The sequence below is a fragment of the uncultured Anaerobiospirillum sp. genome, from assembly GCF_902485895.1.
Lineage (GTDB): Bacteria > Pseudomonadota > Gammaproteobacteria > Enterobacterales > Succinivibrionaceae > Anaerobiospirillum > Anaerobiospirillum succiniciproducens.
Window position 1 is genome coordinate 1 of sequence record NZ_CABTML010000104.1, and the last position, 23857, is coordinate 23857.

At 44.2% G+C, this 23857-nt stretch carries 15 protein-coding genes; 12 read left to right on the plus strand and 3 right to left on the minus strand.

The genetic code is table 11. The annotated features are described in order from the left end of the window. Window positions 1–542 precede the first annotated feature (542 nt). From RDO37_RS08195 to RDO37_RS08205, 3 genes are all read left to right on the plus strand, one after another. Window positions 543–701, plus strand: coding sequence for a hypothetical protein (locus RDO37_RS08195; RefSeq protein ID WP_308498740.1), 159 nt, complete (start codon window positions 543–545; stop codon window positions 699–701). Next, window positions 673–1611, plus strand: a complete 939-nt coding sequence (locus RDO37_RS08200) for a L,D-transpeptidase family protein (protein WP_374045311.1) — start codon at window positions 673–675, stop codon at window positions 1609–1611. The genes RDO37_RS08195 and RDO37_RS08200 overlap by 29 nt, the downstream gene beginning before the upstream one ends. Window positions 1612–1962: 351 nt before the next feature. Next, a complete protein-coding gene (locus RDO37_RS08205; protein WP_308498741.1) occupies window positions 1963–5787 on the plus strand; it encodes a hypothetical protein in 3825 nt (1274 codons plus the stop codon). Between the two features lie 476 nt (window positions 5788–6263). Here the strand turns inward: RDO37_RS08205 and RDO37_RS08210 are convergent, their stop codons facing one another. Further along, the gene (locus RDO37_RS08210; protein WP_308498742.1) at window positions 6264–7694 is read right to left on the minus strand and encodes an MATE family efflux transporter; all 1431 of its coding nucleotides are present in this window, start codon (window positions 7692–7694) and stop codon (window positions 6264–6266) included. A 1879-nt stretch (window positions 7695–9573) separates the two neighbouring features. Between RDO37_RS08210 and RDO37_RS08215 the strand changes: the two genes are divergently transcribed. The 9 genes from RDO37_RS08215 to RDO37_RS08255 all read left to right on the plus strand — a co-directional run bounded on the left by RDO37_RS08215 (window position 9574) and on the right by RDO37_RS08255 (window position 19655). Further along, a complete protein-coding gene (locus tag RDO37_RS08215) occupies window positions 9574–10377 on the plus strand; it encodes a phosphate ABC transporter substrate-binding protein (RefSeq protein WP_308498743.1) in 804 nt (267 codons plus the stop codon). Window positions 10378–10750: 373 nt separating this feature from the next. Next, window positions 10751–11626, plus strand: a complete 876-nt coding sequence (pstC, locus tag RDO37_RS08220; protein WP_273325353.1) for a phosphate ABC transporter permease subunit PstC — start codon at window positions 10751–10753, stop codon at window positions 11624–11626. 57 nt (window positions 11627–11683) lie between these two features. After that, a complete protein-coding gene (pstA, locus tag RDO37_RS08225; RefSeq protein WP_308498744.1) occupies window positions 11684–12670 on the plus strand; it encodes a phosphate ABC transporter permease PstA in 987 nt (328 codons plus the stop codon). Between the two features lie 276 nt (window positions 12671–12946). Then, window positions 12947–13714, plus strand: a complete 768-nt coding sequence (pstB, locus tag RDO37_RS08230; RefSeq protein WP_027939877.1) for a phosphate ABC transporter ATP-binding protein PstB — start codon at window positions 12947–12949, stop codon at window positions 13712–13714. Between the two features lie 274 nt (window positions 13715–13988). Next, window positions 13989–14669, plus strand: a complete 681-nt coding sequence (gene phoU / locus RDO37_RS08235) for a phosphate signaling complex protein PhoU (RefSeq protein ID WP_308498745.1) — start codon at window positions 13989–13991, stop codon at window positions 14667–14669. Window positions 14670–15289: 620 nt separating this feature from the next. Next, complete coding sequence (locus RDO37_RS08240) at window positions 15290–16219, plus strand: flagellin (protein WP_308498746.1); 930 nt, start codon at window positions 15290–15292, stop codon at window positions 16217–16219. Between the two features lie 204 nt (window positions 16220–16423). Then, on the plus strand, window positions 16424–17395 hold the full coding sequence (locus tag RDO37_RS08245; protein ID WP_308498747.1) for a flagellin: 972 nt from the start codon (window positions 16424–16426) through the stop codon (window positions 17393–17395). Window positions 17396–17599: 204 nt separating this feature from the next. Continuing rightward, entirely contained in the window at window positions 17600–18526 is a 927-nt protein-coding gene (locus RDO37_RS08250) for a flagellin (RefSeq protein WP_308498748.1), read from the plus strand. A 202-nt stretch (window positions 18527–18728) separates the two neighbouring features. After that, window positions 18729–19655: a flagellin gene (locus tag RDO37_RS08255; RefSeq protein ID WP_308498749.1), complete on the plus strand. Its 927-nt coding sequence runs from the start codon at window positions 18729–18731 to the stop codon at window positions 19653–19655. Between the two features lie 225 nt (window positions 19656–19880). On the opposite strand, the gene RDO37_RS08260 is transcribed toward RDO37_RS08255, so the two are convergent. Beyond that, window positions 19881–21293, minus strand: a complete 1413-nt coding sequence (locus RDO37_RS08260) for an MATE family efflux transporter (protein ID WP_308498750.1) — start codon at window positions 21291–21293, stop codon at window positions 19881–19883. 412 nt (window positions 21294–21705) lie between these two features. Next, the gene (gene metG, locus RDO37_RS08265; protein WP_273325474.1) at window positions 21706–23775 is read right to left on the minus strand and encodes a methionine--tRNA ligase; all 2070 of its coding nucleotides are present in this window, start codon (window positions 23773–23775) and stop codon (window positions 21706–21708) included. Window positions 23776–23857: the final 82 nt, after the last annotated feature.

Consider the following 23857-nt stretch of genomic DNA (forward strand, 5'->3'; position numbering starts at 1 on the left):
CACGGCGACCTAGCCCAGGGCTAGCCCTGGGGCTAGGTCGCCGTGCGCAGCTGCTGCCAATGACTTATTTTGATCTAACCCAAAATTTGACCCAATCCTTAATTGGATTTTTTTCTAAATTATTTGTTGACTATGTAATTTAGTGAGTGTGGGGGAGGTAGCTAAGCTAGGCCTAATGTTTTATGGCGATAATAGCTAGTACTGAGGATCATTTTGTAAATAGAGTTGCACCTTTTGTAAAAGGTTATGCCAAATAGATCATGGCGATCATGGCGGCCTGATATAGCTGCGCTTTTGGCTTGGGCTGTATTGAGGCGTAGCGATCTGAGCTTGTCTTGCTATGCGCTTTATCTCAAGATGATAACTAAAGTTAGTGTTTAGGCCTTGTTGTATGCATCGGCACTTTGTAGAATTGACAAACCATTGCACGGCATATTCATGTGCTTTGTTTAATCTAAGGCGCATGGATCATGAGCTTGGGGCGATAGCTTTGAGCTGTAGCTTGGATCATGAGCTTGGGGCGACAGCTTTAAGCTTGTAGCTTGTTAGCGGCTTGGCAACTAGGAGCTCTTGATGAGCTTGGTTTGCTTGAGAGTTTAGTTAGCTTTTTGCTTGTGATGCTGGTGCTGGGCAATTTATCTGAATTTGTGGTTGTCACTAAAGGATTTTTTGATGAGAGCTGTTTCTTTGAATTTGATTAAGTCTGTTGTGCTTCCAGCAGCCTTCTTAGCTGCATCATGCGGCATGGCGCAGGCTGCATCTTACCCAATGACTGAAGGTCAGGTCATGGTTGGTGAGGATACAACCTATGCAATTTCAAAGGATGGTACTACAACCTTAGAGTATGTATCAGCTCACTACAAATTAGGTCTGTCCAATCTTATTGAGGCCAATCCTGGTGTCGACCCAATTGTGCCAGTCAACGGCACCCAACTTATTATTCCTAAGCGTTCCTTGCTGCCTGATACTGTTAAAAACGGTATTGTGATCAACTCACCTGAGATGCGTCTTTACTACTACCATGATGGTAAGGTAGATGTGCTGCCAATTGGTATTGGACAGCTTGGTACTGACACTCCATTAAATTGGACCACCAAGGTAGAACGTAAGAGAGCAAATCCAACCTGGACTCCAACAGCCAAGATGCATGCTGAGTATCGTGCTCGTGGCGAGTTCTTACCAAAGGTATGGCCTGCAGGCCCTGATAATCCAATGGGTTTATTTGCTCTGTACATTGGTCGCCTCTACGCTATTCATGGCACCAATGCTGATTTTGGTATTGGTCTGCGTGTCTCCCACGGCTGCGTACGTTTACGTAACGAGGATATTGAGTACTTATTTAACAATGTTCCTGTGGGTACTCGTGTACAGTTCATTAACGAGCCAATTAAGACTGCAGAAGATGCTGACGGCAATTTATGGATTGAGGTGCATCAGCCACTGTCCATGAGCGAAGAAGAGTTTGAGACCTTAGATAAGAACTTGCCATTTAAATTCACCAAGGCACAACAAGAGTTCTTTAAGCGTCCTGAGATCAATCAAGAGATCTTACAGCAGGCTTTAAATGATCGTACTGGTCGTGTAACTCTGCTAAATCCAGCTACCTTCTAAGTAAGAGCAATTAACAACACGCTAGTAGCATCTCATCTAATTGGCATGAGATGGATGGCGTGAAGCTTTACTAAAATTTTTATAAAGCAAGGCCCTCGTATCTTTAGTGGTGCGGGGGCTTTGTTTTTTTACTTGAGGTCTTCAATGCCTTATTTATCATGCATTTAAGTTGATTTTGTATTTTATCAGCGTAGGGTAACTCAACTTTTTGGTTGCAGAATAGTTGCACAATCTCGCTTTCGTCACATTGTGTGTGCACAATTATAGATATAAAAGGCATGCAAGAGTATGATCGTAGCGTCACTGTATTCTCTTTATTTGTCGACTGTATTGGTCATTTTTGGTTTGCACATGAAACGTTCTGATAGCCGCTTAAAACGTAAGTTAGCTAGCTTCAAACAGATCTTTAACTCTGATCCCAACTTCCGCTCAATTGGTTTCGGACTAGCTTCATGCGCACTCTTGCTGACTGTTAGCAACGGGGCCATTGTCTATGCCTCAGACAGTAATGCTAAGAGCGATACTCTCATTGAAAATCAAAACGGCACAGCTCAGATACTTAGTGCAAACGACGGCATTGCTCCAACAGATATTAAGTCTTATGCAGATAATCCTCATGAGTATGTTCAAAATCATGCAGCCGCTGACTACCATAACATTGCACCAGAAGCGCGTGTAAATGAGGGCCTATGGAGGCGCTTCTTTGGTTTTGCTGATGCTACTGCAAGACAAGTTGCACCAAATGAACACGAAAATATGCATATGGTGCCGCATACTCTTTACAACGTCGACAGTTTAGGCAAAGAACACGACGGCTCAGATTTACTGTGGGATACGCTCTTATACAAGGTTGAAAATAGAAATCTAGAACCACGCGCCGAATACCATGAGGATATGGTTGATCAAATTCACCGTGGTATTACTTTTGTATCCTACCTTCTGCACCTTTATACCCCGCAAGCTTCTGATTACAACGTACCTTTGTATATCGTCAAAGCTGAAGATATGCGTCAGGCGGTTAGTGCTGTTGATATCGGCCATGCTATAACCTCTAATCGATCAGATAAGAGCTTTGTAAAGCCATCAGATATTTCCTCCCATCATGATGGCAAAGCTACTTTAGGTACTCCAGTAGATAGCGTTAAACGCGGTGGCTATCCACTGTACTACATGTCTCAAGTACGCGATCGCGTCTATGAGGTCGGTCCATGTGCCGGCATGACTTATATTGAGGCTGACTTAAAGGGTAAGTGTAAGTCCCATCAAAGATACAATGGCTTGTTATTGCTCTCAATGCCGCTACCAGAGGTGGCAAGACAAGGCGTCTTCTTAGGAGAGCCGCAGTCAGTGGGCGTTAATGCCATGAGCGCCAACTACTTGCCTCAAGGTATGGAGATTGGTGCCCGTTTAGTTGGCTTTAACTCATCATTTGAGACTGAGACTAGTTCTTTTGGCAAGACACTCCATTCTTTTGATAAGCATTTGTACTCAGTAGGCTTAAAAAAGTTTGTTGAGCCTAATACAGCCTTAGCTTCTTTAGGCAAGGATTGCTCGCACAGTAATCAAAAGAATAATTGCCAACTGTTCTTTGTGGGTAACAATGTTAATCACCTCTTATCTGTAGGCAATGTTGATAGCAAGTTTGATCTGCACTCTTCAGCAAGCCTCGATGTGGGTACACCTGATGCTACCATCGCCATGCAGATCGGTGCTGATTTACGAACTGATCTTGCCGATGTGCGTCCTAAGGGCTATGAGAGTCATGCTCATCCAGCTTTAAAGGGCTCGGCTATGCACAATGCCAAGTCCGATACCTCCACTGTGCTTAATAAAGTCTCCGAGGTTGCAGGGAGAACCATGGACATTGTGGGTGGTAAAGAGAATAAATCTACCTCATGGCGTGAAGTTGGCAAGGCAGGCGAGGATTTAGCTCAGCGTGCCGCCATTGTTGAAAACCGCAGCACCGTCGTCTCAGATGACGCTACAATCGAAGCAGAGGTCACCTCTGCAAGCACTGCTGCAAACGCAGCAGCTACCCAGATAGCAAGTGCTGACAACCAGTCTTTAGCTAGTGTTAGCCAGGATTGCAAGAGTGAGGTCAGCGCTATACAGGATAGCAAGGCTGAGAATACTGAAAGCCTTGGCAGCAATAACAGCCGTGGTCAGTTTAACCGTGAGATTTATGGCGAGGCTCAAAATGGTCAGGATGTAAAGCCTGAGGAAATTGCTGCAGCTTTAGCTAGTGGTGAAGTAGATGAGGCAGTGTTGTTAAATGCTGACTTGCAAGCAGTAGCTAAACAACGTCGTAAAGAGTTGCAAGGTGAAAACGCTCGTGTTTATGATGTACCGGCTATTGAGTCCATCCCAACTGCTATTGAATACCGTGATAGATCAGTTAAGCATGAACTATATGGTATTCCGGTGTCATTTTCTATTACCGGCAAGCCTAATTTAGAGCTGCGCAATACCATCTTGTCTTCTGAGCAGTACAAGAACTACTCCATGCTAACTGAGCTTGAGATGACCATGCTCTCAGATCTTGGCTATCGCATGGAACCACGCGAGTTCTATGGTACCTCCATTTACTCATTTGGCTCAGCTGGTTTTAAAGTGCCACGTAATGTCCGTTCTAACTTCTCTTACTATGACCATGAGACAGGCGGCTACAATCCAAAGCTTCCATCCCGTGCGCCTTTAGCAACCGGCGTACATATTTACGGTTCATACAATGACGTTATGCATGGATCCAAGGTAAGCTCAGTAGGCGCAGGATCAATTGGCGTTCGTGTTGACGGCTCAAATAACTACTATTACCAAACTCCTAAGTCATCGATTGTGGTAGCTGGTAGAAATGGTATTGGACTTGCCTATACATACGGCTGCAATAACGATGCTTATTTATCTGGCTATATCGGTGCTTTAGGCGATGGTGGTATTGGTGTTAAGGTCGATATGGGATCTAACATCTACTCAGATTTAATTGAGTATCGTGGCTCATACACCCGTGTTAGAACTCTTGATTATTTAAACCACAGCTCCTCAAAAGCAAAAGCAGCTGAGTTAGAACTACCAGATGATCTTAAAGGCCCTCAGATTGTAGATCTCATCATTGATGGTGTCGTTGAAGGTGAAAGAGCTGCTATCTATATTGATGACGCCTCGTTTGTTAAGAACATTCACATAACTACTAATGGTGTAGTTAACGGTGGCATTTACTCACTGTGGAATCCAGCTCCAGATGTATCAGGCAAGATTGTCATTAGACAAGATCATCGCAATACCGATTTAATTGACGGTGTAGTACAGCTGCCTCGTACATCAGCTATGAGCGGCTTGACCACTAACTCTATCATTGCTCGCTACTTAACTACGGACTTAAACTTAGGTGTATTACTTGATGAGAACAATCATCCTGTAATCCATGATCCAAATAAGCTTAGCTATATTGGAAATGATAAGTCTCGTGTAGTGCTCGCAGGTGATATTATTGGCCGCACTATTAATATTAAGCACTTTGCTGGAAAGAGCTCCATCTTAGGCGATGTGGTGGCTAACAATGTAACCGTCCACAATGGCATCTTGAGCCTTGCTGGTCCTGAGGGCTCTGTTTATCAGATGCGATCTTTACAGCTTGGAACTAAGTCAGTTTTGGATTTAGTCAACGGTGCGGACTCACAAACCTACGTTACTTCCTTATTCAAGGTAGGCCGTGATGTTGTACTCCGTGTGGATACCGACGAAAAAGGCAGGCCAATTGATAAAGTTTCTTTTAGCGGTAATGTGGCAGTAGCTGAGTATCAGCTTACTGTTGAGCCAGGTGTAAGCTATGCCGATATGCGACGCTTTGGTGCTGATCCAAAGGCCTTAATGCGCTTTATCACTGACTTTATGAACCACAACAATAAGGTCTTTGCCTCTAAGAACATCTCACTGCGCTTCCCTCACTATATTTGGGATAACGCCGGTGGCTATGGTCGTGAGATTAAGTGCACTGCAAGCGGTTGTCATATGGGCGGCTTTGTCTCAAATCACGGTCGTACTGATGTAACCGACGTACAGCACTGGCGCTACTACGTCTCTTTTGGCGGCATCATCTTATTGATCTTATGCTTCTATTTGCGCCACTTCTACATTCGCCACATCAAAAATCGTAAGAGCAAAACAGCATATAACTAGCTTAAAAATAGCCTCGCCAACCAATAGCCAATAGCCAATAATCAATAGCTCAAGACGCCGCTCGCGAGGCAAGCATCACCTTGCCTCTACAGATCGCATCGCTCCTTTGATACAGCTACAGCAATAGCTGCAGCTAAACTTGATACAGCTACAGCTACAGCTATAGCTGCAGCTAAACTTGATACAGCTACAGCTATAGCTGCAGCTAAAGCTGCGGCAAAATCTCAGGGGCAGCTATCTGATAAGTATATGAAAGCGGCGGAGAGTTACATTTGAAGAAACGAGTAGGCGGCAATCTCAGCACATAGACATTATGGCGTGAAAGATACGTATGAGAACTAAAGTGAGCGGGCGCTTTTTGAAATTGGCCTAAGAGGCTAGATTGGCGGGGAAAAATATGTGGCGTCCTCAGGGCTGTGCCTGAGGACTAAATGAAGATCTTATCCTAGCGGATAATCAGAGGCGATACTTGATAGTTACTCGCCTACTGATATGTGGAAGGTCTTTGGCAGATTGTGGGTCTTAAACAGATACACAATACGGATGATGTAGAGGATGGAGGCTACAGTTAAAGAGGTGATAAAGCCAATCCAGAAACCTTGAGCTGCCATAGGATTACCAGTAAAGAGACCGTGAGCCAGGATATAGCCAACCGGCATACCAGCAATCCAGTATGCGACGATGGTAATGGCAAAGATGACCTTGGAATCTTTAAAACCACGCAGCACACCAATAGCAATTGCCTGAATAAAGTCAGGTAATTGATAGAAGGCACAGAAGATTAAGAGTAAGGAGCCTAGGAGCATAACTTCTTTATCGTCAGTGTACAGATCGACAATTTGCTCTCTAGTAATGAGCAATACCGAGATACTCAAGACAAAGAAGATACCGCCTAAGATAAATGAGCCAAGGGTAGTTCGCAAGGCTCGTCTCCAGTGCAGCGCACCCATAGCTTCACCCACACGAATAGTTGTAGCAGAGGCTAAGGCCATTGGGATCATGAAGATGAATGCCGATACATTCATGGCAATGGAGTGAGATGCCACAATGATTGGTCCGAATGGGCTTAACAAGAGTGAGACTAATGAGAAGCAGGTAACCTCAACAGTTAGTGAGAAAGCTAGAGGAATACCAAAGTGCAGTAAGTCTTTAACATCTTGCTTCTTGATTGGGAAGCTGTGCTCATAAATACGGAAGCGTGCAAAGCATTTGGCTCTACGTACGTACAGATACATGAAGATGCAGGTTAGGTACATAGTAAGCGAGGTTGCAATGCCACAACCAATACCGCCAAATGCCGGAATACCAAAGAAGCCGAAGATAAAGATGTAGTTCAGTGGGATATTTAGAACTAAAGCGATAAAGCCAAACACTGAGGTTGGTAAAGTGTTGCCAAGGCCCTCCCAATAGCCACGTAAGATGTTATACATAGCAAAGGCAGGCATACCTGCAGATACAGCGATTAAATACCACTGACCTACATGAGCCATCTCAGGATCGGCCCCTGGAATCATCTTATAGATTAGCGAGAGTAAGCCTAAGATGATGCCCACAATAACTGAGGTGATCAGAATGATGACAGTAGCAAGATGCATCTTCTGTGGAATGAGCTCAGTTTTACCAGCACCGCGCAATTGAGCTACGGTTGGCTGAATAGTAAGAGACATACCGACTAAAAAGAGTACACCTGGCCAGAATAAGGATGCGCCAATGGCTACACCAGCTAATTGCGTTGCACCTGCCATTCCGGACATGACTGTATCTACAACTGACATGCAAGTAGTAGCAATCTGACCTAAGAAGATAGGTAAGAACAGCTTAGAAGTGCGTCGCATATCCGAGGCAAAACTCGGAACAATCTCATCGCCAGCAAAGAGCTGACGTGGACTTCTTTCGTTGCTTTCCATTTGTAAATTAATTCCTGCTTAACGCTTTCTTGCACTCTTATATTGTTAACCAAGAGCTCTAGTGAGTATCTAGCACATGTCTAAAGAGAATCATCATGCATGAGATAGATACTTTAAGATCAACCACAAACTTTTCCTGTCTAACAGGAGACACCAAAACAACATTCTTTGACACAAATAGATGGTCAGAAAAAGCCACTTACTTACATCATGGCAGTGACCAAGGGGCCATCAATATCTACGAGATGCGACTGGTAGATGAGACACCTTTACAGCATATGCCCGCCATCACTAAGATCACCTTGTTTTGATGGCAAGTTAAATCGTCTTTCTATGTCTTGAGCGTATAAACATCTTTGCCAACAACCTCAAGCGACAAGCTGCTTTAAGGTTGTGATAGTCAAGATTAGAGAATGTTGTATTTTCAAATAGATTGCTAGCTAAACATGTAGGCTGACAGACAGTAAACGTACTTGCCCATCAAGCTTAACTACGCCTTGTAACAACAAGCGCAAGGAAACAGTTAACTTAAGTTTCTTATGTGCACTACATATACAAAGTACTCAGCTCATTTGTATTGGCTAAACTTGGCCATGAACATCTATTGGTCTTGATCTAAAGTAGAGCACTAGCATTTGTATATTAGTACTATTGAGTACTTATTCAGTAGCGGTGGCTATCATATAGCAATACATCCTCAAAAAGCTAGCAAGTGCGATATTTTTCTTATAAACGCCCATTGATAACGTTCATCGCCGCCCATCTTGTCTTTATCCACCGCATTTAGGTGCAGCAAGATCAAAATTTATCAAGCCCACAAAGCCATCTACACCTCTGATTCATAAGGATTGAACCAATCAATCCCACATAGTCTTCAAGCACCAATCTCTTGCACTCAAACAGATCCGTCATACAGAGCAAAGGTAGGCAAACGTAGCACGTCTATACAAAGCAAAGGTAGGTAAAAGTGGCTCCCGTATACAAAGCAAAGATAGGCAAACGTGGCACCTGCATACAAAGCAAAGATAGGCACTTGCAGCACGTCTATATAAAGCTATGAGAGCAGGAGCAGTAAATGCCACCAAGGCTCCTCAAAAAGTCAACTAAAGACTGGACACTCCCGTAGACAGATAACATAGAACTACCGAGCATCTGGGATCATATTGATTGTTAAGCCCAAGCTATAGCTGCAACTTATAACAAATAACAATGACTGCTATGTGCAACCGGTTCATACAAGGTGATGGCAGAGCATCTTTTCGTGTGTGTTAATTATGTGGTGACCATGATGTGAGATCTAATACAAACTTGTATGCAAGATCGTGAGTTTTATCGTCAAAGATCGCTTGTATATGCGGATCTAGATACATTAAATAGGGTTTTAGATGTGTTTGCTATGATTTTGCAAATGGCTTGTTTATGCTGTTTTTAGCATTGCATTGCATTTTGTTTACAAAGTTTTGGGACTTGAGACACGTTTAAGTGAGTTTTGGTTAAATTGTTGTGAGTAACAGACAGAATGTGTTGATTTGCTTAATCATAGATGCAACATTTGTATGTAATAAAGATAGCCTACGAAAAAATTTCTGCTCTAAATCACACATTTAACTAGCGCTTAACATTTGAGCAAGAGAGGCCATTATACGGGCAATGTCAGATGATCTAGGTAAATAGGGATCACTAACTTAACTTTTGTTTACAAAAGATTTTTTGATGTTTATAAATGGCGTTTATATGGGGTTTGAGCGCGTTTAATGGTGATCTTTTAGGAAGCTTTATTAACTTTTTTGGTGATTTACGATCTTTTAACAATTGGGCCAAAATTTTTTAACTTTGAGTTTCTAAGATAGCGACAACTTCAAAACAGGAGAGTTATTTTATGAAGTTTTCTAAGTTATTTACCGCTATCGCTGCTACCGCTTTCATGACCGTTGCTTCTTCAGCTTACGCTGCTGGTTCTGTTGCAACTGAGGGTTCAACCTCCATGGAGCACCTCATTGGCGCAATTGGTGAGTCTTTCACTAACCAAAACCCAGATATCCGTTTCACCTTCAACCCAACTGGTTCAGGCGCTGGCATCCAAGCTGCTGCCGAGGGTCGTTGCGACATTGGTCTTTCTTCACGTGCTTTAAAGGGTGACGAGACCAAGACCTTAAACGGTGAGACTGTTGCTTTAGACGGTATCGTTTTAGTTGTTAACCCAGCTAACCCAGTAAGCGACTTAAGCTTAGAGCAGATCAAGAAGTTATTCTCTGGCGAAGTTAAGTCATGGAAGGAGTTAGGTGGTGCTGATAATCCAGTAGTTTTAATCGGTCGTGAGGCTGGTTCAGGTACCCGTGATGGCTTTGAGTCTGTAACTGGCACCAAGGACGTATGCAAGTACCGTCAGGAGCTCACCTCTACTGGTGACGTTATCGCTACTGTTTCCAAGAATCCTAACGCTATCGGCTACGCTTCATTATCTGCAGTATCTGACAAGATCAAGCCTTTAACTGTTGGCGGTGTTCACGCTGACGTTGACACTGTTCAGGACGGTTCTTACAAGTTACAGCGTCCATTCATCTTAGTAACCAAGAAGGATGCTAAGCAGTCTGATGCTGTTAAGAGCTTCTTAAACTACGCCTTATCTAAGGATGTAGATCAAATCGTTAGCGACACTGGTGCTGTTCCAGTTAAGCGCTAAGAGTTAAGAGCGGTATCAGAACAATCCGCCGTAACTCAAAGTACATATTTATGTACACAGCTAGCAAAGTATGTTGTTAGCGTGCAGTAAAACTGCAAAGCTCTCCTCTGGCTGCACTTAACGGTGCAGCCTGAGAAAGAGAATAAGAAGAAAGTTAGACACCTAGTTACCCCGATCAGGGCTATGCAGGTGCATTAGAACACAGAACTCTAAGCCTGAGCATGTAAAGACTGAAAGAAAGTGGTCTTAGTAATTGAGTGGCTCTGCTTAGAGATTCCTGTGCCGTGACAGCTAAATCATTAGCTGCACTTGCGGCTTTAAAGTCGCTCGAGCCTTACAGGCTTTTTGATTGAACGAAATCCGGTTTGTTTAAATGATCAGAACAAAGTCTTCTAAATGGGATATTGAAGAGGCAGCCCGTTATTTCTTCCTCTGCTTCGGTCTTATCAATATCGCTCTTGTTGTCCTCATCAGCATCTATTTAATCATCGCAGGCTTACCTGCAATCATCGAAATTGGCCTTTTTGAGTTCCTCTTTGGTGATACCTGGGCATCAAATGCCATGGAGCCAAAGTTTGGTATTCTCCCATTCATCCTTACCTCCATCTACGGTACCGTTGGTGCCATTATTTTAGGTTTACCATTAGGCTTCTTCTGCGCTGTTTATTTAGCCAAGTTAGCACCAAAGCGTATTACCGATGTTATCGAGCCAATGATTGACCTGCTTGCTGGTATTCCATCAGTAGTTTACGGCTTCATCGGTATGCTCGTGTTAGTACCTTTAGTACAAAGCGTCTTTAATCTGCCAGATGGTGCCTCCTTATTAGCAGCCATCTTAGTACTGACCATCATGATTCTGCCTTCAATTATTAAGGTGTCTATTACTTCCTTAAGAGCAGTTCCTGAAGAGTACGAGTTAGGCTCATTAGCCTTAGGCGCAAACAAGATTGAAACTGTTTTCCGCGTCAGCGTATTAGCTGCAAAAAGCGGTATCGCCTCAGCAGTAGTTTTAGGTGTAGGCCGTGCAATCGGTGAAGCAATGGCTGTAATGATGGTTGCTGGTAACGTACCAAACATGCCATCTATCTTCGAGTCTGTACGTTTCTTAACCACCGCAGTGGCTTCAGAAATGTCCTATGCAGCTGGTCTACAGCGCGAGGCTCTCTTCTCCATCGCTTTAGTGCTGTTCGTCTTCATCATGATGATCAACGCTACTTTAAACCTCATCTTAAAGAAGGGCCGCATCTAGTCGGCCGCTTGAAGTAAAAGTAGTCCATCTCCATGTGTAGATGGATCTACTTAGCAAGTGCTGAATTACAAAGTTTGTACTGAGTCATACACCATGTCAGACACATCAGTTTCTATTTCAACTAAAGTTACTAAGCGTAAGGGTCATTCAATGAGCGATACCCATCACCTTTTCGAGCCATCAAAGAACGCCACCCAAAGAAAGCTTTATGTTTTTGCCATGCGTTCCATGATGTACATGTGCACAGGCCTTACCGCTAGCTTAGTTATCTTCTTAATCGCTTACATTCTCTTTCAGTCAATCCCATACTTCTCATGGGAAATTTTAACTAGCTCACCAAGCTACTTAAAGCGTACTGTTGGTGTGCTGCCAGATATTTTAAACACCATTTACATCATCATCGCAGCTTTAGTATTAGTGCTGCCACTGGGTGTTGGAGCAGCTATCTACTTAAATGAGTATGCAACTTCACGTCGCTTAGTGAACATCATTGAGTACGCAATTGAGACCTTAGCAGGTATCCCATCTATCATCTACGGTCTTGTGGGTATGCTCATCTTCTGCCAGTTCTTTGGTCTTCAGACCTCACTTTTGGCAGGTGCTTTAACCTTAGTAATCATGACTCTGCCAACTGTCATCCGTACTACTCAAGAGAGCTTAAAGACTGTTCCATCAGGCTATAGAGAGGGTGCTTTTGGTTTAGGTGCTGCTAAGTTCCGCGTTATCCGTACCGTAGTTTTACCTTGCTGTGTAGACGGTATCGTAACTGGCTGTATCTTAGCTGTCGGTCGTATGTTAGGTGAGTCTGCAGCTCTGCTCTTCACCGCCGGCTTTGCCCACACCTTAAACGGTTTTATCGACGGCATGATGAACTCAGGTGCAACCTTAACCGTAGCTTTGTACGTATACGCAAAAGAGCAGGGTAAGTTTGAAGTTGCTTTCGTTATCGCAGCAATCCTGCTTGTATTAAGCTTAATCATCAACATCGCAGCCTCTACTGTTGGTGCTCAGATGAAGCGTCGTGCAGGCAAGAACGCCCGCTAATACACACTAAGTGGACTGCTACAAACGCAGTCCACAGCAAACCCAAAGTCATAAAGCTCACGAGCACGTGCAAGCAAAACAAACATGCACGTGACTCACTCAAAAAAAAGATTCCAGGCTCACAAGCAACAAAAAAGATCACAAGATCAAGACTTGCCCTCAGCGCGAAGGAAAACTCCAGTGAAGCTATAAAGGAGGAGCGCTGAATATAGTTGTGTTGTGTGCACCACGATTTTAGTCGTTCACTTGTCAGTGACGGCTTATTTGGATAGAAGTATGAACTCAGATATCGTTTTCAACGTAAGTAACTTCAACCTCTGGTACGGCAATGGTTCTCACCATGCTCTCAAAGACATCAACATGCAGATCAAGCCAAATGCTGTTACTGCATTCATCGGCCCATCTGGCTGCGGTAAGTCCACCTTTATTAAGACATTAAACCGCATGAACGACTTAGTTGATGGCGTTACTACCTCTGGTTCTATTAAGTACTACGACACTGAGATCTTAGAGCCAAACTTAGACGTGTCTGCTTTACGTAAGGAAGTAGGCATGGTGTTCCAGAAGCCTAACCCATTCCCAATGAGCGTGTACGATAACATCGCTTATGGTCCACGTACTCACGGCATCAAGAACAAAGCAGAGTTAGACGAGATCGTAGAGCGCAGCTTACGTCAGGCTGCTATCTTTGATGAGGTTAAGGATCGTCTTAAGTCATCAGCTTTAGGGCTTTCTGGTGGTCAGCAGCAACGTCTGTGTATCGCTCGTGCATTAGCTGTTCAGCCACACGTCTTGCTCATGGATGAGCCAACTTCCGCTCTTGACCCAATCTCAACTTCTAAGATTGAAGATTTAGTCGCTGATTTAAAGAAAGACTACACCATCATCATCGTTACCCACAACATGCAACAGGCTGTGCGTATCTCTGATGACACCGCATTCTTCTTACTTGGTGACTTAGTCGAGTTCAACGACACCGACACCTTCTTCTCCAAGCCACAAGACAAGCGTACCGAAGAGTACATCACCGGTCGTTTTGGTTAATCGTACTTTTTACAACCTCAAAAAACAGTACCGTCAACACGGCACTCCAAAGCTTTAACAAACAATATGGGTTAATTACTTTGTATCCATAAGAAGCTTTAGATGTTGTTAAGCAAGTCGACTACAGGATTTAGTTTGCTACCTGACAAGAGAACCGTTTATCAGTCCTACGACCAAAAGAGCCTTTATAAGTCCTACGACCAAAATAGCCTTGATAAGTCCTCAGGTAGCACCACTAGCTCCTCAATGTGTGTGTATTGATAAGGAGAAAACAATGCGTGACCTTTACAATAAGCAGCTGTTAGATTTAGGTAATGAGATCGTACAGATGGGCCACTTATGCTCAGATGCATTAGAAGGTGCCATCAAATCTTTACATGAGAAAGACATAGATCTGGCAAATAAGATTCAAAAGTCAGATAACCTCATCGACGCTAAAGAGCGTGAGATTGAGCAGATGTGCTTAAACATCTTCTTACATCAGCAGCCAATTGCCTCTGACCTGCGCATGGTATCTGCAGCTTTAAAGATGATCACCGACTTAGAGCGTATTGGCGATCAGGCCAGCGATATTGCTGAGATCGTTGCCTGCATCGATTTCAAAGAGCAGGCTCACTTTGCCATTATTGAAGAGATGGCATCCATCGCTCAGAAGATGTTAAAGGAGTCAGTCGAGGCCTTTGCCAACTCTGATGTTGCTTTAGCCAAGTCAGTTATTGAGGCTGATGACATGGTAGATGACCTTTTAGAGAAGGTTCGTCTTTTAATGGTTGACCTCATTGTTGAGCACAACCATAACGCCGTAACCATCATCGACCTGTGCATGATTGCCAAGTACTTAGAGCGTATTGGCGATCACGCTGTAAACGTTGCCAATTGGGCAGTGTTCCGTGTTTTAGGTGAGCACCCAGATAAGCACGCAGCTCAAAGCGTTGCCGGCACCTTAGCCGTTTAGTCTTATCACCTCAGCCGTTTATTCTTATCACCTTGGCGGCATAGCTTCTAGCCGCTTAAAAAGATTGTGAAAATCAACCAGAAGTTCAATCGTGGGGCCTGTATATCAGGCCCTTTCTATTTATCAAGGCCATGTATATCATGCCCTTTACTTAAAAGCACTCAATCACCCTCAAGTCATTTCACTAATGCAGTAACTTAACTGCAAGCCTAGCCATCCCCAAAAACTCCTTTCATATATTACCGATCAAAAGCTTACAAAATAACTGTTAGACGCCTGCATTTGCCGCACACAATGATCAAATCGCGAGCACCTGTATAGTTCAAGTGGCAAAGTATGTCTTAGCCCATGGCAAAGATGGTTATTGAGCATTAACTTACATACAAGCCAATTATTTTTAACTGTAAATTCAGGCCATATAAGCCTTTGTAAATTGGTACGCTCGTTGCTTGAGTTGTATCAAGAATAAGGATACATCAGCATTTAGGATGTTTTCTTAAAACAGATTTACTAAAACTATTAGCTACCTGCGTTTTAACGCACGAATTTCTTATCGGCAAGATTGAGTGGCATTAAAAGTGATGCTGGCTCTCTGCTTATAACGAAAGGAGAGAACTGCAATGGCTTTATACGTTAACACTAACGTGAGCTCCATTAACGCTCAGCGTAAGCTCGCTAACTCAACTCTTGCATTAAACACTTCATACCAAAGACTCTCATCAGGTCTTCGTATCAACAGCTCCAAGGATGACGCAGCAGGTCTGCAGATCGCTGACCGTTTAACATCCCAAATTAATGGTCTCAACCAAGGCAACCGTAATGCAAACGACGGTATCGCCTTAGCCCAGACCATCGAAGGTGCCCTCGACGAGACCACCAACATGCTGCAGCGTATCCGTACCCTCGCTGTTCAGGCCGCTAACGGTACCAATACTGCAAAAGACCGTAAGGCTCTTCAAGAGGAAGTTGATTCACTCTGTGCAGAAATTACCCGTATTGGTCAAAAGACAACCTTTGCAGGCGCTCATGTTCTTATGAGTGTTGGAGCTAAGGACGGTAATAACAACCCTCTTGACACATTAAAGGATGCCACTGGCAAGTATTTCTTCCAGGTCGGCGCAAATGCCCAAGATATGATTACCTTGGCTATTTCCGAGGGTTTCCACTTGAGTGGTATTGCGACAATGGCCAATATTAAATTTAACGAAAAGGATGTTGGCCTATCTAAAAACGGTGGCACAGTACGTTGGGTTATCAGTTCAGCAAGCTTAGCACAAGCTACCTTGGGCAACATCGACAAAATGATTGAGATCGTCGATTCTAAGCGTGCGGCCCTAGGCGCAATCCAAAATCGTATGGAAAGCACCATCCGTAACCAGAGCTCAATTTCTGAGAACGAGTCTGATGCACGCAGCCGTATTCGTGATACAGACTTTGCATCTGAGACTGCATCATTAACTCAGAACCAGATTATTCAGCAAGCCTCTCAGACCATTCTGTCTCAGGCTAATCAGCGTCCAACCGTAGCCCTGAGCTTACTCGGCGGTTAATAGGTCGTATCTAAAAGTTTAGTTTTCTCATATCGCTTAAGGCCGTCCGCCATAACGGCCTTATTTAAGCGGTTATAAGATTGCAGACTGTTTATTCGTAAGTGGCATACACTGCCATTTACGAATACATAGATTGCATATAGTACATGGTGGAGATAGAGCTTGTAAGCCATCTCTTTACTGAAACAATATAAGGAGAGAAATATGGCTTTATACGTTAACACTAACGTGAGCTCCATTAACGCCCAGCGCAAGCTTGCAAACTCCACTCTTGCTTTAAACACCTCATATCAGCGTTTATCCTCAGGTCTTCGCATCAACAGCTCTAAAGATGACGCAGCAGGCCTCCAGATCGCCGATCGTTTAACCTCTCAGATTAATGGCCTCAACCAAGGCAACCGCAACGCAAACGACGGTATCGCTTTAGCTCAGACCATCGAAGGGGCTCTTGATGAGACCACCAACATGCTGCAGCGTATCCGTACCCTTGCAGTACAAGCAGCGAACGGTACCAATACTGAAAAGGATCGTAAGGCACTGCAAGAGGAAGTAACTGCTCTTTGCGCAGAGGTCGCTCGTATTGGCCACAAGACAACCTTTGCAGGTGCTCACGTTCTGATGAGTCTTGGTGCTAAAGATGGTTTAGGCGGTAAAACTGGTAATACACTTGATACTCTGAAAGATGGCAATGGAAACTATTTCTTTCAGGTAGGAGCCAATGCCCAGGATATGATTAAGCTTCAAGTTAATGAAGGCTTTCATATGAATGGCATTGCTAAAATGGCAAACCTTGAAATTAAAGCTAATGTAGCCGATGCAAAGGCAGCTGCAGGTTTAGTCTTGACAACTACTGATGCAACTTCTACTGCACGATTCTGTATTAGCTCTGCAGAACTTGCTCAGGTTACATTAGCCAACATTGATAAGATGATTGAAGCTGTTGATTCACAGCGTGCGGCCCTAGGCGCAATCCAAAATCGTATGGAAAGCACCATTCGCAATCAGAGCTCCATCGCCGAGAACGAGTCCGATGCTCGCAGCCGTATCCGCGATACTGACTTTGCATCTGAGACTGCATCATTAACTCAGAACCAGATCATCCAGCAAGCCTCACAGACTATTCTTAGTCAGGCTAACCAGCGTCCAACCGTAGCTTTAAGCTTACTTGGCGGTTAATAGGTCGCAAATAAAAGTTTTGTTTTCTCATATCGCTTAAGGCCGTCCGCCATAACGGCCTTATTTAAGCGGTTATAAGACATCAGACTGTTTATTCGTAAGTGGCATGCAGTGCCCTTTACGAATACATAGATTGCATGTAGTACATGGTGGAGATAGAGCTTGTAAGGCATCTCTCTACTGATAATCGATAAGGAGAGAAATATGGCTTTATACGTTAACACTAACGTGAGCTCAATTAATGCTCAGCGTAAGCTCGCAAACTCCACACTTGCGTTAAACACTTCATATCAGCGTTTATCCTCAGGTCTTCGCATCAACAGCTCTAAGGATGACGCCGCAGGTCTGCAGATCTCTGATCGCTTAACATCCCAGATAAATGGCTTAAATCAGGGAAATCGTAATGCTAACGACGGTATTGCCTTAGCTCAGACCATCGAAGGTGCGTTAGACGAAACCACCAACATGCTACAGCGTATCCGTACTTTAGCTGTTCAGGCAGCTAACGGTACCAACACTGAGAAAGATCGTAAAGCTCTGCAAGAAGAGGTTAATTCTCTTTGCCAAGAGATCACTCGTATTGGTCAAAAGACTACTTTCGCAGGAGCTCATGTCCTAATGAGTGTGGGTGCTGCAAATCTTGATACTTTAAAGAATGCTAAGGGTGAATACTTCTTCCAGGTTGGCGCTAATTCACAAGACATGATTACACTTGCCATGTCACGAGGATTTCACTTGAGTGGCATTGCCGCAATGGGTAATGTGTCTGGTAAGGCTACTAATGATCTAACTAAGTCAGGTCTCATTGCAAGTAATAACACAGTTCGTTGGGTTGTTTGTAAGGCAAGCTTTGCTCAGGCTACTTTAGCAAACATCGATAAGATGATTGAAGCTGTAGATTCTAAGCGTGCGGCCCTAGGCGCAATCCAAAATCGTATGGAAAGCACCATCCGTAATCAGAGCTCCATCGCCGAGAACGAGTCCGATGCTCGCAGCCGTATCCGTGATACCGACTTTGCATCTGAGACTGCAGCTTTAACTCAGAACCAGATTATTCAGCAGGCCTCTCAGACCATTCTGTCTCAGGCTAATCAGCGTCCAACCGTAGCTCTGAGCTTACTTGGCGGTTAATAGGTCGCAAATAATAGTTTAGTTTTCTCATATCGCTTAAGGCCGTCCGCCATAACGGCCTTATTTGAGAAAGAATTTTTGCAGACTGTTTATTCGTAAGTGGCATGCACTGTCCTTTACGAATACATAGATTGCATGTAGTACATGGTGGAGATAGAGCTTGTAAGGCATCTCTCTACTGATAATTGATAAGGAGAGAAATATGGCTTTATACGTTAACACTAACGTGAGCTCCATTAATGCTCAGCGCAAGCTCGCAAACTCCACTCTTGCGTTAAACACCTCATATCAGCGTTTATCATCTGGTCTTCGCATCAACAGCTCAAAGGATGACGCAGCAGGTCTTCAGATCGCCGATCGTTTGACCTCCCAGATTAATGGCCTCAACCAAGGCAACCGTAACGCAAACGATGGTATCGCCTTAGCCCAGACAATCGAAGGTGCGTTAGACGAAACCACCAACATGCTGCAGCGTATCCGTACCTTAGCCGTACAAGCAGCTAACGGTACCAATACAGCTAAAGATCGTAAGGCTTTGCAAGAAGAGGTTAACTCTCTTTGCCAAGAGATCACACGTATTGGCCAAAAGACTACATTTGCTGGTGCTCATGTCCTAATGAGTGTAGGCGCACAAAATGTGGACACATTAAAGAATGCTAAGGGAGAGTATTTCTTCCAGGTTGGCGCTAATTCACAAGATATGATTACACTTGCCATGTCAAGAGGATTTCACTTGAGTGGCATTGCTGCAATGGGTAATGTAGAAGCTAAGCAAAAAGCTGATCTTACCAAATCTGGTCTCTTAGAAGACAATAACACTGTACGTTGGGTAGTGTGCCAAGCAAGCTTTGCTCAGGCAACTTTAGCAAACATCGATAAGATGATTGAGGCTGTTGATTCTAAGCGTGCGGCCCTAGGCGCAATCCAAAATCGTATGGAAAGCACCATCCGTAATCAGAGCTCAATTGCAGAGAATGAGTCTGATGCACGCAGCCGTATTCGCGACACTGACTTTGCATCTGAGACTGCAGCTTTAACTCAGAACCAGATTATTCAGCAGGCCTCTCAGACAATTCTGTCTCAGGCTAACCAGCGTCCTACCGTAGCTCTTAGCTTACTTGGCGGTTAATAGGTCGCTAATAAAAGTTTAGTTTTCTCATATCTCATATCTTTTAGGGCCGCTTTCCATAGCGGCCTTATTTATTTGGGGCTAGAGAAAATAGTTTTGAAATGTGGCTAATTGATATGGAAAAGGCAGCGTAAGCTGCCTTTGTCATAATGGGGGTTGCGGCTTTTAGGCCGCTTTACCTTTAACTTTATCGTTAACTTTAAATTTAGCTTTTGCTAACTGACGTTATGTTAGGCGGTGGCCGTGAAGAGCTGCGTCTTTGAGCTTGCGGTAATGGTAGATTACACGGAAGCGATAGAGCACAGCTGCAGCAATGAGTCCGCACAGAAGACCAATCCAGAAGCCACGTGGGCCTTTAAGTCCGGTTTCGGCAAAGAAGCTGTCAAATGGCAGTGTGATATAGCCATAGCAGAGGCTATAGCCAATTGGCAGAGCGACACAGTAAAAGGCAATGAAAGTAACGATCAAGATGGTGGTTGTGTCTTTAAAACCACGCAAGATGAAGGCTTGAATGGTCTGAATGCCCTCAAAACTTTGGTTAAAGGCTGCAAAGAACATTAAAGCTGTGGCTAATGCCAATACCTCAGGATCTTCACTAAAGAGAGCTGGTAGAGCATGGCTACCGAGCAGCAGAATGCTAACGCTTACTACAATAGAGAAAATCATCGAGGCGTAGGCTGCCTTGATATTCATCTTGAGCGACTCAAGGTTATTTTGACCAATGGCATAGCCCACCATAATCGCTGTGGCGATACCCAATGACAGCGGAATATTAAACACAAAGCTAGTCAGCGACATGGTAATGGAGTGAGCTGATACTTGAGTTGAGCCAAGTGGGCTTAAGATGATGGCAATTAAAGAGAAGCATGAGGCCTCAACTGATGTTGAAATGCCCAGAGGCAGTGAGAGCTTAAAGAAGCTTAATAATGCTTGCTTGCTAAAGCCATCCTTATTTTTAAGCCAATGGTAATCTTTAAGCTTTGGATGGAGCATCAGGTATGCGTAGATAACAACGCAAGAGATAAACATCGAGAGCATAGATGCAAGGCCACAGCCAGCACCACCAAGCTCAGGCATGCCATACTTACCAAAGATAAAGATATAGTTAAGCGGGATATTTAAGATCACCGCTAACACACCAAAGTACAGTGTTGCTCTAGTGTTACCCATAGCCTCAGCAAAGGCACGAGCAGAGTTATTGAGCGCAAATGCCGGCATGCTATAAGCGATGTAGATAACGTAATCAATCGCAGTTTGCTCCATGCGTTTGTCTGAGTCCATCTCAATGACAAAGTAAGCAAGATAGAGCAAGATAAGGCTGATAATGCAGCCAACAATAAACGAGGCTAATACCGCATGAGCATGATCATATGGAATTAAATGCTTCTTGCCCGCTCCACAGTGACGCGAGATCACAGGATGGGTAGCTGAGATCATGCCGATAATAAAAGTAATGGACGGGATAAAGAAAGAGCCGCCAATAGCAACACCAGCCTGATCTGAAGTTCCTGCTAAACCAGACATCATAATGTCGGTAATACCAAGAAAGGCATAAGCAAAGTTGCCTAAGACAATTGGAGCGGCAAGCTTAAAGAGCATTAAAAGCTTTGAGGTCAGACTATTGTCAGGATGTCCCATTAATTTCTCCAAACTGAATTTGCTTGATTCCTGTGGCGTAAAAAGTCAGAAGCGTTGGCATTCAGTTCTGAGAAAAAAGCACAGTGTTATAACTTTTTTAATGCCCAATATTTTACTCATAAGCAATTGTGCTCGACAAGATCGTATCAAACTGGTGAGCTATCTTATCCTTATAGAACAAGGGTTAAGTGCTAGTGATAGCTTTTAGCATGCTTACAGAGAGTGCAGGTGCTCATTTAGGCAAGTGCTTAGCAGGGGCCTTGTAGATTTTAGCCTGCTTAGATGGTGGTTTTGTTATTGTTAAGATGATAAAGCCCGCAAGGACTGTGGTCGTTGCGGGCTTTTGAGTCGAGCTTAGACTAGCTCAAGCAGATGGGATTGCTAAGCTCAAGCTAGGCGAGCTAGCTAATGTTTAGTGGACGCGATCGCCATTCTTTGCACCAGCGTCTGGGGAGAGTAAGAAGATATCCTCACCGCCAGGGCCTGCAGCCATCACCATGCCCTGAGACAGACCAAACTTCATCTGGCGAGCCTTTAAGTTAGCAACCACGATAACCTGGCGACCAACTAAAGCATCGGCATCCTTGTAGGCAGACTTAATGCCGGCAAAGACCTGGCGCTGCTCAAAGCCTAAGTCTAACTCTAAGCGCAGTAACTTCTTAGCACCTTCAACTTGCTCAGCCTTGATGATAGTGGCAACACGTAAGTCGATCTTGGCAAAGTCGTCGATGGTAATTTCGCTCTCAAGTGGCTCATACTCAGATGCGCCAGATTCAGCACCGTCCTTGGCCTTAGCCTTGTCGTCAGCCTTTGCGCTCTTAGATGCAGCATCCTTTAAGTCTTGCTTGCTATCTTCGATCATAGCTTCAATGTTCTTAGGATCTATACGAGTGAACATTGGGCTGAACTTGTTGATGGTGTGGCCAAGTAATGGCTTAGCTGCATCATCAAAAGCTAAATCGGTGTTTAAGAACTCACGAGCCTTATCAGCGATCTCAGGAAGAACAGGGCTTAAGTAGGTGATGATAGCCTTAAATGCGTTCAGACCATCGGTGCAAACGCGCTGCAGCTTATCATCTTGACCTTCTTCCTTGGCAATTACCCATGGAGCCTCACGGTCGATGTAGCGGTTAGCCTCATCGGCAAGAGACATAACAGCACGGATAGCATCAGCGTAATTGCGAGATGCATAGCCCTTGTTTACAGTCTCAGCAATAGAACCGAGCTTTTCCATAAGCTCATTGTCAAAAGGCTCTGAGGCTAACTTGCCCTCAAAGCGCTTGGTGATGAAGCCTGCGCAACGAGAGGCGAGGTTAACGATCTTACCTACGATATCTGAGTTGATCTTAGCCTGGAAGTCATCTAAGGACAGATCGATATCTACAGCCTCATCAGTGAGCTTGGAGGCAAAGTAGTAACGTAAGCATTCTGGCTTTAAGTGCTTTAAGTAGGTTGAAGCCTGAATGAAGGTGCCCTTGGACTTGGACATCTTGGTGCCGTTAACGGTTACATAGCCGTGTACGAACACGCCATTTGGCAGGCGGTAACCAGAACCCTTTAAGGTTGCAGGCCAGAATAATGAGTGGAAGTATAAAATGTCCTTACCAATAAAGTGGTAGAGCTCTTTATCGCTATCTGCCTTAAAGAAATCGTCGAAGTTTACGCCGTTCTTATCACAGAAGTTCTTAAAGGATGCCATATAGCCGATAGGAGCATCGAGCCATACGTAGAAGTACTTGTCTTCAGTATCTGGGATTTGGAAGCCAAAGTATGGTGCATCACGGGAGATATCCCACTGCTTTAAGCCTTGCTCAAACCACTCGTTGAGCTTGTTAGCCATGCTCTCTGAGACAGCACCTGAGTTTTGGATGAAATCCTTGAGAAAATCATTGAACTTAGGCAGATCAAAGAAGTAGTGTACAGAGTCCTTTAAGACTGGCTTAGCACCAGAAATTGAGGAGTAAGCGTCCTTAAGATCAGTAGGATCATAAGTAGCAGAGCATACTTCGCAGTTATCGCCGTACTGATCCTTGGCACCGCAGCGAGGGCAAGTACCCTTAACAAAGCGATCAGGCAGGAACATGTTCTTCTCAGGATCATAAAGCTGAGAGATAGTACGAGTGGTAATAAAACCATTATCACGCAGCTTCTTGTAGATCTCGGTGGAGAACTCTTGGTTTTCTGGAGAATGGGTGCGGTAGTAGTTGTCGTATGAGATCAAGAAGCCATCGAAATCGGCTTTGTGAGCTAAACCGACCTGAGTAATAAGCTCCTCAGGGGTAATGCCCATGTCGCCTGCCTTGATCATAATTGGGGTGCCATGGCAGTCATCGGCACAAACGTAGTAGACCTGATCACCCTTGGCGCGGTGGTAGCGAACAAAGATGTCCGACTGTATATGCTCAAGCATATGGCCTAAGTGAATTGGTCCGTTTGCATACGGCAGAGCTGAGGTTACCAGCATGGAACGTTGTGATGTCATGTTTTAAAATTGCGCGCCAAGCCTGATGATAGCTTTGCCCTGTAACCAAACTGCAAGTAAAGATGCACAACAATGTGCGCTT

Coding starts and splice junctions, on each gene's coding strand:
- RDO37_RS08200 (WP_374045311.1), top strand. CDS start 673: ATGAGAGCTGTTTCTTTGAATTTGATTAAGTCTGTTGTGCTTCCAGCA.
- RDO37_RS08205 (WP_308498741.1), top strand. CDS start 1,963: ATGAAACGTTCTGATAGCCGCTTAAAACGTAAGTTAGCTAGCTTCAAA.
- RDO37_RS08210 (WP_308498742.1), bottom strand. CDS start 7,694: ATGGAAAGCAACGAAAGAAGTCCACGTCAGCTCTTTGCTGGCGATGAG.
- RDO37_RS08215 (WP_308498743.1), top strand. CDS start 9,574: ATGAAGTTTTCTAAGTTATTTACCGCTATCGCTGCTACCGCTTTCATG.
- pstC (WP_273325353.1), top strand. CDS start 10,751: ATGATCAGAACAAAGTCTTCTAAATGGGATATTGAAGAGGCAGCCCGT.
- pstB (WP_027939877.1), top strand. CDS start 12,947: ATGAACTCAGATATCGTTTTCAACGTAAGTAACTTCAACCTCTGGTAC.
- phoU (WP_308498745.1), top strand. CDS start 13,989: ATGCGTGACCTTTACAATAAGCAGCTGTTAGATTTAGGTAATGAGATC.
- RDO37_RS08240 (WP_308498746.1), top strand. CDS start 15,290: ATGGCTTTATACGTTAACACTAACGTGAGCTCCATTAACGCTCAGCGT.
- RDO37_RS08245 (WP_308498747.1), top strand. CDS start 16,424: ATGGCTTTATACGTTAACACTAACGTGAGCTCCATTAACGCCCAGCGC.
- RDO37_RS08250 (WP_308498748.1), top strand. CDS start 17,600: ATGGCTTTATACGTTAACACTAACGTGAGCTCAATTAATGCTCAGCGT.
- RDO37_RS08255 (WP_308498749.1), top strand. CDS start 18,729: ATGGCTTTATACGTTAACACTAACGTGAGCTCCATTAATGCTCAGCGC.
- RDO37_RS08260 (WP_308498750.1), bottom strand. CDS start 21,293: ATGGGACATCCTGACAATAGTCTGACCTCAAAGCTTTTAATGCTCTTT.
- metG (WP_273325474.1), bottom strand. CDS start 23,775: ATGACATCACAACGTTCCATGCTGGTAACCTCAGCTCTGCCGTATGCA.